The organism is Deinococcus aerolatus (genome assembly GCF_014647055.1).
Classification (GTDB): domain Bacteria; phylum Deinococcota; class Deinococci; order Deinococcales; family Deinococcaceae; genus Deinococcus; species Deinococcus aerolatus.
Genome location: NZ_BMOL01000006.1, coordinates 45234 through 58313, shown reverse-complemented (window position 1 = coordinate 58313; position 13080 = coordinate 45234). Strand labels below are relative to the sequence as shown.

Genomic DNA, 13080 nt, shown 5'->3' with positions numbered 1-13080 from the left:
TAAACGCGTTGACATACAGCACATCCCAGACCTCGTTTTCCCAACTTGCAAGGTGTCAGCTGAGTCAGCTTACTTCAGCAGCCACAGCTGGAAATCGTAGATTTCCTGCGCCTGTCCCCTGCCGATGTCACGCGACAGTTTCAGGATGTCCTTGTTCTGCGACTGCATCAGGGCCATGTTCGCCATCATCAGGGCGCTGCCATGGTGGGGCACCATGCCCTTGACGAACGCCCTGTCCTTGTCGGCAGACCCGGCCTTCCGAATGTCCCCCACCATGCCCGTCATCATGCCTTTCATGCTGGCGGCCATCTTGCCGTCCACGCCGCTGTAGCTCTTGAGCAGGGTGTTCATCTGGGCAATCTCGGTGTTCTGGTCCTTGATGATGGTGGTCGCCCAGGTCTTGACCTGCGCGTTCCTGGTGGTCCTCAGGATCTCGCGGCTCATCTCCACCGCCGCCTGGTGGTGGGGAACCATCATCGACAGGAAGGCCCGGTCGAACCCCTTGCCGCTCAGCTTGTCCAGGCCGCCCATCATGCCCATCATGTCGGTCATCTGCATGCCGCCGCCCATGCCCATCTGGCTGTGATCCATGCCGCCGTGGGTCATGCCCGTCTGTGCGAAGGCAAGCGTGCCCAGGGTGGTGATGGTGAATGCCGCTGTGAGTCTCTTTTTCATGTCATCTACCTCTGCCAGCAAGGCTACTGACATGGTGTTAAGTTCCTGTCAGGCGCATCACCTGGAAGCGCCCGGCCCCACGACACTGGGTGATCTCGACGAGGCGAGCGCTCTCAAGACCAACGCTCATCTCTACTTGTGTCGAAAAGAAAGAGCCAGGATCCGGGTCCAGCGGAGAAACATCGTCCCAGGACCTTCCTTGCCGGGTGCGCCCTTTAGGTACTGGAAGACGGTCACCCGGCTGATGCCGAAGGACCGGGCGAGGCTGACCTTCGACTCCCACTGCACTGCACGCTGCTGCAGATCACTGACTTGGACAGCCGTCAGGGTCTTTTTACGTCCCTTGTACACGCCAGCCTTCTTGGCCACCTTGATGTCTTCACGCTGACGCTCGCGGATCAACGCGCGCTTTGTCCCTGGCGGTGGAAAAATTCCTGGATCCTGTCGTTACCCCTGGAAGGGCTTGGTGGCAGACCGGGAATGGGCATTAAATCCAGTGACAGGGCAGCGGGGCGACAGTTCACGTCGCCCCGCTGCCCTGTCAGCTACTGCGCAACAGAGCTTCAGTTCAGCGCCCGTGTCCCGGCCGACAACTCACCACCGGCCACCAGCCCAGCTGCCGCGTCCTGCAGGGCGGTCAATGCCACGCGCTGGGTAAAGGGCCCGGTGGAGACGCGCGCCACCCCCAGTTCCTGCAGTTCCTGCACGGACAGACTTACACCCGGCACGCTGATCACGGTCAGCTTCTGTGCTCCCAGCGCCTCTACCACCGTCTTGATCTCCTCACGCGCCACCAGACCCGGAATGAACACCACCGGAGCGCCTGCGTCCAGAAAAGCCTGTCCCCGGCGAATGGCTTCCTCCAGCACCTGCGCGCGCGGTGTCTCGGCCGCAGCACGCACCAGGGCGTCAGTACGGGCGTTAAGGACAAACTCGATGCCCGCCTCCTGGCCAGCGGCCATCACCGCGCGTACGGCAGCCACCGCCTCGTCCAACGGCCGCATCTGATCTTCCAGATTGCCCCCAACCACACCCGCTGCAATGGCCCGCCGCGCCGTCTCGCCGGCGTTACCGTAGCCAGCTTCCAGGTCCATGGTGACTGGCAGATCCACGGCCTGAACGATCCGCCGGACCATGTCCAGATGCAGGTCAAGTGGAATGTTCTCGCCGTCGGCGTAGCCGAAGGTAGATGCGATGGAATGGCTGGCGGTCGCCAGGGCACGCACACCTGGAGTCGCGGCGACCACCTGGGCGGACACCACATCCCAGACATTGGCCAGCACGAGAATCTCTGGGACGGTGTGCAGTTTCAGGAAGGTGCGGGCCTGGGCAGCAAGGGGGGGACGGACGGGCAGGGTCTGCGTCATGGTGAACTCCTGGTCTGAGAAAGAAGAGGGTGGGCAGTTTCAGAGTTCTCAACCCCTGGACTACAGGGGGTGAGGACTGGCCTTACTTGTTGAGGAAGTCCAGCAGGGCGGAGTTCACCTCGTCGGCGAACGTCCACAGGATATTGTGCGGTCCCCCTTCGATCACCACAGACTCGCTGCCCTTGATCAGCTCCGGCAGGCGCGCGCCCGTGGCCTCGACCGGCAGCACGCGGTCCGCGTCCCCATGCATGATCAGGGTGGGCACCTCAATCTTCGCTACATCCGGCCGGAAATCTTCCAGCCACGTCCCCACACACGCCAGCGTCGCGGTGGCCGAAGCACGGGCCGCCACATTCCAGCTGGCCCGCACCGCCTCGTCACTGATGTGGCTGCCGCCCAGCACATCGGTGTTGTAGAAATTCTTGAAGAAGTCAGTCAGGTACGCGAAACGGTCCTTGCGGATGGCGTCCTCGATGCCCGTGAACACGCTGCGGTCCACGCCCTGTGGATTGTCGTCGGTCTTGAGCAGGAACGGCGGGATGGAACCGATCAGGACCGCTTTTGCCACGCGGGCCGAGCCGTAGGTCCCCAGGTAACGGGCGACCTCGCCCGTGCCCATCGAGAAGCCCACCAGCACCACATCATGAAGGTCCAGGTGGCTCAGTAGCGCATTCAGATCGGCGGCGAAGGTGTCGTAGTCGTAGCCGCCGGACGGCTGGCTGGACTGGCCGAAGCCGCGGCGGTCATAGGCGATGACGCGGTAGCCGGCCGCCAGCAGGGCCGCCTCCTGCCGCTCCCAGGAGTGGCCGTTGAGGGGGTAGCCGTGAATCAGCACGACAGGCTGACCCGCGCCGTGGTCCTCGAAATAGAGGTCGATGGGGTGGTTGTTTTCCTGGCCGACAGTCACATAGGGCATAGCGCTCTCCTGAAAAGAAGGCGTTGGAAGCAGCTCTGCAGCCACACCAACCTACTCGTAGGTAAGTAAATCCGATCAAAAAAAGTGCTATGTCAGAACGTCAGCATGGCCTTGATGGCCCGCTGACCAATAGCCTCAAACCGCCCGGGGGCGTGAGAGGTCCGGGCCAGCAGCATCGCACCTTCCAGCGCGGCCAGCAGCAGCTCCGCCAGGAGTTCCGGAGTGTCACGCAACTGCAGTTCCCCGCTGGCGTTACCGTGCTCCAGCACCTGAGTCAACCACGTCTGGTTCAGCTTGAAGAACTCCTCCACTTCACGTCGCATGGACTCTGGCAGAGTCGGTGCGTCCCCAGCAAGCACGGTACATAGACAGATCCGGCCGTCGGGATGGATAACGGTGCGGTAGGCTTCCAGGTAACGGTTCAACCGCTGTCTGGCCGAGGGGGTGGCGTTAAGAATGGTTTCTAACTGCTCCTCAGTGTGCCGTCGGTATCTGCGGACGAGGGAGATGCCGAGATCGGTCTTGAGCGGAAAATGGTAATGAACGCTGGCATTGCGAATACCCAGCGGGCCGCTGATGTCGGTGTAACTCACGGCATTGAATCCACGCAGCTGAACGAGGGCTTGGGCCACATCCAGAATACGTTGTGCAGTGTCTACCGGCTCCGACATGCCATAGTGTCTACCAACTAGTAGATAGATGTCAAGCTCTTGGGGTGAGCGGAGCCTTGAGGCTGACCCGGTTTGCGCAGCTGGAGATAAGTTCAGCTATGGAACGCACAGACAGGCTGCCCTGCTGCATGCTGACACGCTCGCCGCCCACCTGAAAATCCAGTTGCCATACCGAAATCCTGACGTACTTCAGCGGTTCGCCGGAGTCTTCCTGGCTGTGTTTCAGCACAGCCCACCCTCTTGCAAAAAATCGCCCCGTACCTCCCCCGTGATGCCACGCCCGAATCGAAGCCCCATGTCGTCGCGCGCACGGCAACCGAGAGAGACAGACTCTTGGCCCCTCTTGGCACGGCTCCCTGCAGATTAGCCAAGCTGTGCCGAGACTGGACGCGCTCTTGACTCTGAAGATGCCATTTCCCGCGTTTCAGACATCAATTTTCCAAAGGATTCAGGTATCGAACGGAGGTCATCCAGGTTGCGGGTGAGGCGGTCCATGCTGTGGACTACCACAGTGTCGCCCTCTCGGGCGTGACCCAGCAGGGCGATCAGCTGGAGGCGATGGGTGTTCTCGCCACTGACCTTGTCGGTGAACACCTTGTCGAATCTCAGGCCGTCCAGTTGGCGAACGGTGTTCTTGTCCTCCCAGCTGGTGTGGGCGTAGCCGAGGCGGTGGGCGGATTCAGGGGGACTCCCGTCAGGTTGGGGGCTTGAACCGTGACAGGATTCTGTCAAGAAATGCAAAAAATGACCCTGATCATACGGGCTCCGATTGAATCGTTTGTAAAACGATGGAAATCCGAGCGAAGCGAGAACGAGTAGAACGGGTTCCGGGAGTGGAGTTGGCAAACCGGCGCCCTCCCGGTTTGTCAACGAAACAGACGGAATACGTATCAGATGCTTTTTTGCCTATCACCTGACGTCATTTTGGGTACCCTGAATCGACACACGGTGTCCTGTCCCAATCTGCTCGCTACGCAACCTGTGCCGTGGACGTCCAGCACCTGGTGACCCGGACGCAGTGATCTGACTTGTGTTCCTGTTTAAAGGATCGTTCCAGTCAGGACAATTGAGAGGAGCAGGCGCCCTCAAGATAGGGCAATGACTGCCGCTCTGCTGCCGCCTCTTCTTGCCCAGGCTGAGGCTTTCTTGCGTCTGTTCTACCGAGAAAGCCGACTGGACGGCCTGGATGACCGGCTGAACGCCGTCCGGGTGGAAGTGGCGCGTACCGGCCAGTACACCCTCAGCAGCGATGAGCTGACCCACGGGGCACGGGTGGCGTGGCGCAACAGCGCGCGCTGCGTGGGCCGCCTACCGTGGCGGGCGTTGACGGTGCGTGACCTGCGCCAGGTCACGCGGCCAGAGGAGGTCTTCGGGCACCTGCTGACCCACCTGTATGAGGCCCTGAACGACGGTCATATCCGGCCCATCATCAGTATCTTCGGCCCCGGCGTTCGCATCCACAACCCCCAGCTCATCCGCTACGCAGGCTACCTCCAGCCGGGGGGTGAGATCATCGGCGACCCGGCAAACGTGGCCCTGACGGCGTATCTGCGTCGACTGGGCTGGAAGGGAGGCCCCGGAACCCGGTTTGATGTGCTTCCCCTGGCGATCGAAGCAGCGGGCGGCATTCACCTGTATGAGCTACCTGCGGACGCTATCCATGAGGTCCAGCTCACCCATCCGGAGGTCCCGGCACTGGGTGAGCTGGACTTGAAGTGGCACGTGCTGCCGGTCATCAGTGACATGAGTCTGGAGATCGGGGGTCAGGTCTTTGCCTGCGCGCCCTTCAACGGCTGGTATCTGGGCACTGAGATCGCCGCGCGCAACCTGGCCGACACCGAACGGTACCACCAGTTGCCCGGGGTGGCCCGGGCGCTGCGGCTGGACACGTCGCAGGCCCGGTCCCTGTGGCAGGATCGGGCGTTGGTGGAACTGAATGTGGCTGTGCTGCATTCTTTTGACGCGGCGGGCATTCGGATCAGTGACCATCACGCGGTGACCCGCCAGTTTGTGCGCTTTGAGAACCAGGAGGTTAGGGCCGGGCGCGCCGTGCGGGGCCGCTGGTCCTGGCTGGTACCGCCGCTCTCGCCCGCCACCACTCCGGTGTGGCACCGGCAGTATGTCGATGGCGACGAACCTCCCCGCTTTATGCATGAGCAGAGCGCATGGGCGGATCTGCAGGAGACGGTTCAGTGTCCCTTCCATTGAGGAGCGGTGGCTGACCGCCTGACATTAAGTGTGAGGGTTGGCCCATCTTCATGGGCTACCCTCAACGTGGAATTGGCCTATTTTTTGCGTGTCATCGTCAGGCCGCGTCAATTCTCATCCGGCGGAAGTGCCACAGGGCCGTGCCGACGATCCAGATGGCAGGCGGCAATTCTGAACGGGCAAAACAGCCCGCCGAGTGGAAGATCAGCATAAAAGCGTCCTCCACGGCCTGCCCAGGATCGGACAGGCCCTCGCGCTCGGCGAGCGTCCCTATGCATCCCGCGTATCGGCCGTGCAGCAGCAACAGGGCCGCCGCGTCTCCGTGGACCAGGGCCTGCAAAAGCAGCCTGTCATCGGGCACATCCCCCTCCCTGGCCATCAGGACCCTTAACGGAAGTTCTGTGACCGTCCCCAGTCCACAATGGCGCGGTTGGCGGCGTCGGCGTTCTCGTAGATGGCGGCGTGGGCCGCGCCAGGAATCAGCACCAGTTTGCTGCCCGCGATGTTCTGCTGCATCTTCATGGCGAACGGCGGCGGGTACACCGTGTCCTCCACGCCTTCCAGAATCAGGGTTGGCACCGTGATGGTGCCTAGCATGGGCAGCGAGTCAGGCCGCTCGGACAGCGCTCTGGCCCCCGCCACATCCCCGGCAACGCTGGCCTGTTTCACGATGTCCCCCAGGAATTTCGCGTCGCCGGGTTTGCTCAGGCGCGTCTGTCCCGTCAGCATGTCCTTGAGCAGTTCGCCCACCAGGGACTGCGGACCATACGTCACGGCCTTCTGCGCCATGCCGCCCCACACCGCTTTTTCCACCACGTTGGCGGGGTTGGCGATGGTGTCGATCAGCAACATGCCCTTGAAGCGTTCCGGGGCCGTGCGGTACATCTCGAAGACGATCGGGCCGCCCATCGACATGCCGCCGATGATGGCGCTGGGCACGTTCAGTTGATCCATCACGGCCAGCGCATCTTTCGCGTAAGTCTGGATGGAGCCGGCATCGCCCTCAGGCGCCACGCTCTGACCGTAACCGCGGTGGTCAATGGTGATCACGCGGTACCCCGCACTGGCCAGGGCGTCCCGGTTGCGGGCGAACAGCTCGCCACTCAGGGGATAACCGTGCAGCAGCAGCATGGGGGTGCCGCTGCCCTGCGAGACGTAATGAATCTGCGCGCCGTTCACGGCGAGCATGCCGTCCTGACGGGCACCGCTCGTACCGCCGGCCAGGGCGGCGCCGGAAAGAAGGGCCAGAGTAAGTACGGTGCCGGATTGTTTGAGTGCTTGATTCATCCCAACCTCCCATGACCAGCGGGCGCGTGACTGAGGTCAGGCACGCCGTGTCATGTTGACTGCCTGCCCAGGCTAGAGGCCAGGTGGGAGGTCCGGGCCAGCGGGGCTTCATGGCATCTTGGCCGTTCGGCCGGCCTGCAGGTCTTCTGCGGTTTCGATACCTTTCCTGCCGTCTCCCCCACCCGGTAAAGAAGTGGGGTCCTGTCGAGATGTCCGGAGCATTATCACTTGAGCTCTGCGAAGACAAAGACAGCGGCCCAACCCGTGCCCGGGTCCTACCGCGTGAAGCGCTGGTGCACCACCTGATTGATCGGCACTGTTTTGTCCACATTGCCGAGGCGCTGCAGGAGTTGCCCGTACTCCTCTGCGGACTTCAGATCTGCGGTGGTGATCTTTGCGTCATAGACGAGCCCCTTCAGGGCCGCCCGCACCACCTGTGGACCGGGAACAGTGCCCTGTTCGGTCTTAACGCCGTTGGGGAAAAACTGCCTGGCAAGGATTTCTGCCGCCGCTTCGGGCTGCTGTTTCACGAAGTTCACGGCCTTGGCCTGAACGGCGACGAGCTTCTTGACCGTTTCCGGCTGCTTGTTGATCAGGCTCGTGTGAACCGCCAGCACCGCACCCAGCGATGACTTCCACAAGGTGTTGATGTTGTAGGCCTCGCGCAATGGAAGTTGCAGTTGCGCGATGGTCGTCCACGGTTCCAGCAGCACCGCTGCGTCAAACCGGTTGGTTGCCAGTCCACCAACCAGGTTCGGCGCTTCCGAATTCACGATCGTCACCGATTTGCTGTCCACACCAAATTTGGGAAGGACCAATCCCGAGAACAGGGTTTCGGGAACACTCCCTGGGGGAAGGACCCCCACCCGCTTGTTCTTCAGATCTCCGGGACCTTTGATGTTCGAATCGCTCTTGACGAGGATGCTGAGATCCGCATTCGCTGCCTTCGCAACGACACGTACCGGCGCTCCACGGGCCGCCCAGACGTAGACGGGCGCAAAACCCACCTGTGCCGCGTCAAGCTTTCCACCGACCAGGGCCTGCATCAGCACAGGACCGCTGCCGAAGGGAATCAGTTCCACATCGAGGCCCTGGTCCTTGTAATAGCCCTGCTCCTGCGCGATCAGGGACAGGGCAGTGGGAAGCACCTGCACGTAGCCGATGCGAACTTTTTCGGCATGTCCTATGCCAGCGAGCGTCAATGGAAGAAGGAACAGGAGTTTTCTAATCATGTCAGGGAGACCTCTTTCGGGGGGTGGAACTCGTTGACGCCAAGGTCAGCGAGAATCCGGTGGCGCAGCTCAAGCAACGAAGGTGCCGCCCGGCTGCGCGGACGAGGCTGCGGCACAGGGTGATCGGCAATGACCCGGCCGGGGCGCGGACCAAGCACAATGACCCGGTCGGCGAGATAGAGGGCTTCTTCCACATCGTGGGTCACCATCAATACCGTCATCTCTCCGCCGGTCCACAGTCCGCTCAGTTCCTGCTGAAGATGCAACCGTGTGAGGGCGTCGAGCGCACCGAACGGTTCGTCCAGCAGCAGCACGCGGGGCTGGACCGACAGGGCCCGGACCAGAGCGGTTCTCTGGCGCATGCCTCCGGACACCTGATGCGGGTAATACCTGGCGAATTCAGCCAGGGAAACGCGGGCAAGCCATTGGCTGGCGTGCCCCCGCGCCTCAACCCGGGGCATGCCCTGGAATTCCAGCCCCAGCGCGACATTGTCCTGCAGGGTCAACCAGGGCAGGAGACCGTGCTCCTGGAACACCAGGGTGCGCGAGGCGTCCGGTCCCAGAACAGCTTCGCCGCCGACCAGCACCTGTCCGGAGGTGGGCAGTTCCAGCCCGGCCACCATGCGCAGCAGCGTGGATTTGCCCGTACCTGATGGCCCAACCAGGGCGACGAATGTACCCGCCTCCACCAACAGGTCAATGCCCTGGAGAACGTTGAGACTGCCGAAGGTTTTGTCGACATGCTCGAAGGTGACCGAGCTCACGCCGTTCTCCAGGAAAGATAGCGGCGCTTGAGGCCTTCAAACAGCCACACGTTGAGTCCGGCCGCAAGCACGGCGATCACGGTCACGTCAAGAAGCACGGTTGTCATATCCCCCACCTGTGAGGCCCGCTGGATGCTGCCGCCGAGCCCCTCGCTGACCCCCAGGACCATCTGAGCGGCGATCAACGAACGCCAGGCGTTTCCGAAGCCGGCCTGTGCGCCGGAAAGCAGGGCAGGCAACATCTCCGGTATGACGACGCGGCGCAGCATCTGACGCTGAGTGGCTCCCAGCACACGGACCGCGTCCAGATGAAGGCGATTGAGGTGATCAATCGCGCCGATCATGCTCAGGCTCATGGGGAAGAACGCAGCAACCGCGACGACCACGAGCACGGGCGCCCCACCAAATCCCAGCAACAGCACCAGCAGTGGAATAAGCGCCACGGGTGGGATGGCCTGCAGAATGCCGGTGAATGCCGCCACGTAACGCCGGAACGGAAGAAAGGTCAGCGTCGGCCAGAGCAGCACGCCCACCAGAACCACAGCCGTGGCGAAGCCGGCCAGAAGCTGCAGCAGACTCACCGAAACCGCTTCCCAAAAGCTCCAGTGGGCGGCGGCGGCGGGGAGCTGGGGCAGCACCTGGGCCGGCGCGGGAAACAGGAATCCCGGCACGAACAAGGACGCCACCTGCCAGACCAGCAGGATGCTCAGTAAAGCCATCAGATATGCGAACAAGTTACTTTTGGTTGCCATAGCTCCTTCCCGAGCGGTGATTCCGCAGCAGGTACAGTAGCAAATCAGTTGATAAAGTTTGTAACTTTTTGAAGGCCGCGCTGCAGGCAGTACTTTAGCTGCTCCATCGCCACTGGAATGAGGACAACATCGTGGTGATGTCGGATGGAGGGTCAGATTTCACGTCGCAGGCGTTCAGGCCTGTGAGGAGGCGGGCAGCTGGATTAAGGCGAAAGTGTCGCAGCACGGTGGAATGGGTCGACCGAACGCTGAAATACGAATGGATCTTCCGGCAAGTGGTGCGCGAAGTTACCGAACTCCGCGTCCAGTGCGCCCAATTCCAGCAGCAGTACAACACGGAGAGACTGCACACAGCACTAAGATGTGCCTACCCCTGGGTCAAACTGGGCGCAGCGGTGAAGAGGGGCTTCACCGCTTAACGGGTTTCCTGGAGCACTATTCGTCCACTTCATGCAGAAACCCAATCAAGCCTTCAAAGTAGCGTTCCTGATCGTCATACAGGGCCATGTGGCTCCCGTCCGGACAATGAAGGTGGCGACCGTTGGGCAGTTCGCGGGCCATCCAGGCCATGTGTGCGGGGTCCATGGTGTCATGCTGGGCGCCGATCACCAGCGTTGGAATTGAGATCCGTTTCAGGTCTGCGGTTCGGTCCCAGTTCACCAGCTTGCCGCTCGCGCCCAGTTCGCTGGGGCCCTGTAGCGGAACATAAATAGACGAATTGATGTGCCTGAAAGCGCGGTTGACCGGATCGGGCCAGTCCTCAGGCGGCAGACGCAGCACGTGATGCACGTAATGATGCCGCACCAGCAGTTCCATGTAACGCGGGTTGTCGAAGTCCGAGTCGGCTTCCAGCTGCTGAATGTCGGTCAGCACCTGCGGGTCCATGCTGGGCATCAGCACCGAGCGGGCGTAGGCGTTGTACTGCGGAATGCTGGCCATCATGTTGGAGATGATCAGGCCCCTGAGCTGCTCTGGGTACTTCAGGGCGTACTCCAGGGCGAGGATACCGCCCCAGGAGTGTCCCAGCAGGAAGAAGTTCTCGTGAGTTAGCCCGAGTGCCTGGCGCACCTGCTCGACTTCCTCGACGAAACGCGGCAGCTCCCACAACTCTGGAAGGTCCGGCTGATCGCTGTAAGCCGAGCCGAGCTGGTCATAGTAGTAGTACTCGATGCCTGCGGCTGGAAAGTAGCTGTCGAAGGCCTCGAAGTATTCGTGGGTGGCGCCGGGCCCTCCGTGGAGCAACAGCACCTTGATGGTCGGGTGGTTGCCCACACGTTTGGTCCAGACCCGGAATGTGCCGCAGGGCGTATCGACAGGGATGCGTTTGACACCGCCACTCAGTCGGTCGTTACGTCCGGTCATGTCGAAGTAGGTGGCGGGGTTTGGCGAGGGACGCGTCATACAAACCTCCTAGGCCCGGCGCAGCCGACGGTCCCGGCACCGGCCGTGCCAGACACCGCAACAGTCTCATTTGCCGTACCAGTATCAGCATAATTCGGCCCGGTCCGGATGGCGAGCTGCAGCAGATCCAGAGTAGAGACACACATCAAGGCACTGCCGGGCGTGCCCCGCTGGGCCTGTGGGCCACCGAAGTCTTGCCCGAGCCTGTGGGCCGGTTGAAGACTCCTCTTCATCCCGCGGCCTTCCAGGCTTTCAATGTTCCGTCTGGTGGGCGTACGGCGCGATCTCACGGGCAAAGCCCAGGTCCAGCTTCCGGAAGTCGGCCGCCTTGTCCTTGAAGGTCAGGCCCGCAGTTCGCAAACGCTCGACGATCTCGCAGTAGTTCTGCCCCGGGGCGCGGTGGTTCTGAGACCGGGCGTCCCAAGTGAACGACTCGGCCACGCACGCTGGCATGAGCAGGGCTACCCGGCCGGCAAGGCGGGCGAGGACATCAGATTGGCGAGAGGTGTGTTCGCGCTGTGCGACGTGTATGACCTCCTGATCAATGAGCGGCCCTACAAGCTGGCGTGCACGCCCAGCGCGGCGCTGGCCGAGATCGAGGCGGTCTTCGGGCCGCTTTCTCCATTGTTACCTGATTCTCTCCAGACAACGAGAGAAGCCTGTCAGAGATGCTTTGGAATGCTTTTGCTATGGCCATGTTGTTGATCCTGCTTGTCCTCGTGATCTCCCTTGCTGTCCTGACCATGGGGCCGGGCCATGGTGGGCAGATGGTTTGGCCAGAACCTGGACAGGAGGCCGCCGATCGGGGTCAGCCCACGTCCACGATCCCCGACCACTTGGACGGAAAGGTCGAGGGGTACTTCTTCAGCCGCAGCGAGGGCCAAGTCTTCCGAACGTTAGAGCGAACGCTGTCGCGTGAGTACCGCGTGTTCCCGAATGTGCACCTGAACGATCTGTTCGTGATCACCGCGCCGCCGCAGCGACGACAGGCGACGTACGCCTGGCGGCGCGACAAGCACGTGGACTTGCTGATGGTGTCGCTGCCGGGTCATTGCCCGGGCTTTGCCATTGAACTGGACGGCATGAGCCACGGCGCCGCCACCCAGCAGCACCAGGACAAGGTGAAACACATCGCTTTCTGCAATGCGGGATTGCCGGTTTTGCGGCCACACCCAGCAGAGCCTGGAGATGACCCTGAAACGCCACCTCCAGGATGTACAGGCGGTCAGGCGGCCCTTGCCCTTGGCTTGAGCGGGGTGATGTGGCGCAGGCCGTCGTGAGGCGTCACGGACTACGCATGCTGCTGGAACCGACGCCGGCGGGACGCGTTTCCAGAAATACCGTCCCCCCAGTCTGGGCGATCTGGGCAGCCCGCCACCGCGGCCCCGTCCACACACGCCACCTCCTCCCCGCCAAAAAAGACTCAAAAACAGCCCGCTTCCAGACCGAACTACGGTGCTTGTCGCCGCTCAGGAGAACCCATGCCTCCCAGAGCTGACCCCTTCAGCGGCGCGGCCCCAATGCCGGATTGCGCTTTCCCCTGAGCGATCAGGAACGATATGACCTTGCCGGGCTCTACAACGAAGACGGTGCCTGGACCCACCAGGAGGCCGCCGGGCTTCCTGGGCGAATCCCGACTCGCGGTGTTGCAGGCCGAGCGGGTGATCGGCGTGCAACACACCGAGATGGGCCGCATGTACCAGCTGCTCGCACGCGGCCGCGTCAGTCTGTTTCACACCGCCAGCGACGCCCTGAGTCTGGTGGCGCAGCTGGACCGGGGGCCTACCTGCGGCTGGTCCTGAACGCG

19 protein-coding genes are annotated in these 13080 nt (G+C 62.2%); 5 read left to right on the top strand and 14 right to left on the bottom strand.

Going from position 1 to position 13080, the window contains the following annotated elements; translation table 11 throughout:
* Positions 1-69 precede the first annotated feature (69 nt).
* From IEY31_RS08165 to IEY31_RS18920, 7 genes are all read right to left on the bottom strand, one after another.
* On the bottom strand, positions 70-675 hold the full coding sequence (locus IEY31_RS08165) for a DUF305 domain-containing protein (RefSeq protein WP_188970779.1): 606 nt from the start codon (positions 673-675) through the stop codon (positions 70-72).
* A 132-nt stretch (positions 676-807) separates the two neighbouring features.
* Positions 808-1077 (bottom strand): helix-turn-helix domain-containing protein, encoded by a 270-nt coding sequence (locus IEY31_RS08160; protein WP_188970778.1) that lies wholly within the window; start codon positions 1075-1077, stop codon positions 808-810.
* A 161-nt stretch (positions 1078-1238) separates the two neighbouring features.
* Positions 1239-2042 carry an isocitrate lyase/PEP mutase family protein gene (locus IEY31_RS08155; protein WP_188970776.1) on the bottom strand — a complete coding sequence of 268 codons (804 nt, stop codon included), beginning with the start codon at positions 2040-2042 and terminating at the stop codon, positions 1239-1241.
* An 82-nt stretch (positions 2043-2124) separates the two neighbouring features.
* On the bottom strand, positions 2125-2958 hold the full coding sequence (locus tag IEY31_RS08150; RefSeq protein ID WP_188970774.1) for an alpha/beta fold hydrolase: 834 nt from the start codon (positions 2956-2958) through the stop codon (positions 2125-2127).
* A gap of 92 nt (positions 2959-3050) precedes the next feature.
* On the bottom strand, positions 3051-3629 hold the full coding sequence (locus IEY31_RS08145; RefSeq protein ID WP_188970772.1) for a TetR/AcrR family transcriptional regulator: 579 nt from the start codon (positions 3627-3629) through the stop codon (positions 3051-3053).
* 31 nt (positions 3630-3660) lie between these two features.
* Positions 3661-3858: a hypothetical protein gene (locus IEY31_RS08140; RefSeq protein ID WP_188970770.1), complete on the bottom strand. Its 198-nt coding sequence runs from the start codon at positions 3856-3858 to the stop codon at positions 3661-3663.
* Between the two features lie 134 nt (positions 3859-3992).
* Positions 3993-4361 carry a recombinase family protein gene (locus IEY31_RS18920; protein ID WP_188970987.1) on the bottom strand — a complete coding sequence of 123 codons (369 nt, stop codon included), beginning with the start codon at positions 4359-4361 and terminating at the stop codon, positions 3993-3995.
* Between the two features lie 366 nt (positions 4362-4727).
* Here IEY31_RS18920 and IEY31_RS08130 point away from each other — a divergent pair, with 366 nt between their 5' ends.
* The gene (locus IEY31_RS08130; protein WP_188970768.1) at positions 4728-5837 is read left to right on the top strand and encodes a nitric oxide synthase oxygenase; all 1110 of its coding nucleotides are present in this window, start codon (positions 4728-4730) and stop codon (positions 5835-5837) included.
* 97 nt (positions 5838-5934) lie between these two features.
* Here the strand turns inward: IEY31_RS08130 and IEY31_RS08125 are convergent, their stop codons facing one another.
* The 5 genes from IEY31_RS08125 to IEY31_RS08105 form a co-directional block, all read right to left on the bottom strand.
* Entirely contained in the window at positions 5935-6198 is a 264-nt protein-coding gene (locus IEY31_RS08125; protein ID WP_188970766.1) for a hypothetical protein, read from the bottom strand.
* A 26-nt stretch (positions 6199-6224) separates the two neighbouring features.
* Positions 6225-7124, bottom strand: coding sequence for an alpha/beta fold hydrolase (locus tag IEY31_RS08120; protein ID WP_188970764.1), 900 nt, complete (start codon positions 7122-7124; stop codon positions 6225-6227).
* Positions 7125-7399: 275 nt separating this feature from the next.
* On the bottom strand, positions 7400-8356 hold the full coding sequence (locus IEY31_RS08115; RefSeq protein WP_188970762.1) for an ABC transporter substrate-binding protein: 957 nt from the start codon (positions 8354-8356) through the stop codon (positions 7400-7402).
* Positions 8353-9120, bottom strand: a complete 768-nt coding sequence (locus IEY31_RS08110; protein ID WP_188970760.1) for an ABC transporter ATP-binding protein — start codon at positions 9118-9120, stop codon at positions 8353-8355. Before IEY31_RS08110 ends, IEY31_RS08115 begins: the two co-directional genes overlap by 4 nt.
* A complete protein-coding gene (locus IEY31_RS08105) occupies positions 9117-9872 on the bottom strand; it encodes an ABC transporter permease (RefSeq protein ID WP_188970757.1) in 756 nt (251 codons plus the stop codon). The genes IEY31_RS08110 and IEY31_RS08105 overlap by 4 nt, the downstream gene beginning before the upstream one ends.
* A 137-nt stretch (positions 9873-10009) precedes the next feature.
* Here IEY31_RS08105 and IEY31_RS19030 point away from each other — a divergent pair, with 137 nt between their 5' ends.
* Positions 10010-10291: an integrase core domain-containing protein gene (locus IEY31_RS19030; RefSeq protein WP_373289137.1), complete on the top strand. Its 282-nt coding sequence runs from the start codon at positions 10010-10012 to the stop codon at positions 10289-10291.
* A gap of 16 nt (positions 10292-10307) precedes the next feature.
* On the opposite strand, the gene IEY31_RS08095 is transcribed toward IEY31_RS19030, so the two are convergent.
* Both IEY31_RS08095 and IEY31_RS18665 read right to left on the bottom strand, forming a co-directional pair.
* Entirely contained in the window at positions 10308-11273 is a 966-nt protein-coding gene (locus IEY31_RS08095; protein WP_188970753.1) for a proline iminopeptidase-family hydrolase, read from the bottom strand.
* A 252-nt stretch (positions 11274-11525) separates the two neighbouring features.
* The gene (locus IEY31_RS18665) at positions 11526-11726 is read right to left on the bottom strand and encodes a hypothetical protein (protein WP_229723417.1); all 201 of its coding nucleotides are present in this window, start codon (positions 11724-11726) and stop codon (positions 11526-11528) included.
* On the opposite strand from IEY31_RS18665, the gene IEY31_RS19025 reads away from it, so the two are divergent.
* The 3 genes from IEY31_RS19025 to IEY31_RS08080 all read left to right on the top strand — a co-directional run bounded on the left by IEY31_RS19025 (position 11673) and on the right by IEY31_RS08080 (position 13075).
* Positions 11673-11978 (top strand): HD domain-containing phosphohydrolase, encoded by a 306-nt coding sequence (locus IEY31_RS19025; protein WP_373289132.1) that lies wholly within the window; start codon positions 11673-11675, stop codon positions 11976-11978. The two genes, IEY31_RS18665 and IEY31_RS19025, sit on opposite strands and share 54 nt — an antisense overlap.
* Positions 11969-12553: a DUF2726 domain-containing protein gene (locus tag IEY31_RS08085; RefSeq protein WP_188970751.1), complete on the top strand. Its 585-nt coding sequence runs from the start codon at positions 11969-11971 to the stop codon at positions 12551-12553. The genes IEY31_RS19025 and IEY31_RS08085 overlap by 10 nt, the downstream gene beginning before the upstream one ends.
* A 309-nt stretch (positions 12554-12862) precedes the next feature.
* Entirely contained in the window at positions 12863-13075 is a 213-nt protein-coding gene (locus IEY31_RS08080; RefSeq protein ID WP_188970749.1) for a hypothetical protein, read from the top strand.
* Positions 13076-13080: the final 5 nt, after the last annotated feature.

What these genes read in the sequence shown, in the direction of transcription:
- IEY31_RS19030 (WP_373289137.1), top strand. Translation starts at nt 10,010, where the DNA reads ATGTCGGATGGAGGGTCAGATTTCACGTCGCAGGCGTTCAGGCCTGTG.
- IEY31_RS08085 (WP_188970751.1), top strand. Translation starts at nt 11,969, where the DNA reads ATGTTGTTGATCCTGCTTGTCCTCGTGATCTCCCTTGCTGTCCTGACC.
- IEY31_RS08115 (WP_188970762.1), bottom strand. Translation starts at nt 8,356, where the DNA reads ATGATTAGAAAACTCCTGTTCCTTCTTCCATTGACGCTCGCTGGCATA.
- IEY31_RS08130 (WP_188970768.1), top strand. Translation starts at nt 4,728, where the DNA reads ATGACTGCCGCTCTGCTGCCGCCTCTTCTTGCCCAGGCTGAGGCTTTC.
- IEY31_RS08150 (WP_188970774.1), bottom strand. Translation starts at nt 2,958, where the DNA reads ATGCCCTATGTGACTGTCGGCCAGGAAAACAACCACCCCATCGACCTC.
- IEY31_RS08120 (WP_188970764.1), bottom strand. Translation starts at nt 7,124, where the DNA reads ATGAATCAAGCACTCAAACAATCCGGCACCGTACTTACTCTGGCCCTT.
- IEY31_RS08155 (WP_188970776.1), bottom strand. Translation starts at nt 2,042, where the DNA reads ATGACGCAGACCCTGCCCGTCCGTCCCCCCCTTGCTGCCCAGGCCCGC.
- IEY31_RS08105 (WP_188970757.1), bottom strand. Translation starts at nt 9,872, where the DNA reads ATGGCAACCAAAAGTAACTTGTTCGCATATCTGATGGCTTTACTGAGC.
- IEY31_RS08145 (WP_188970772.1), bottom strand. Translation starts at nt 3,629, where the DNA reads ATGTCGGAGCCGGTAGACACTGCACAACGTATTCTGGATGTGGCCCAA.
- IEY31_RS08095 (WP_188970753.1), bottom strand. Translation starts at nt 11,273, where the DNA reads ATGACGCGTCCCTCGCCAAACCCCGCCACCTACTTCGACATGACCGGA.
- IEY31_RS18665 (WP_229723417.1), bottom strand. Translation starts at nt 11,726, where the DNA reads ATGCCAGCGTGCGTGGCCGAGTCGTTCACTTGGGACGCCCGGTCTCAG.
- IEY31_RS08165 (WP_188970779.1), bottom strand. Translation starts at nt 675, where the DNA reads ATGAAAAAGAGACTCACAGCGGCATTCACCATCACCACCCTGGGCACG.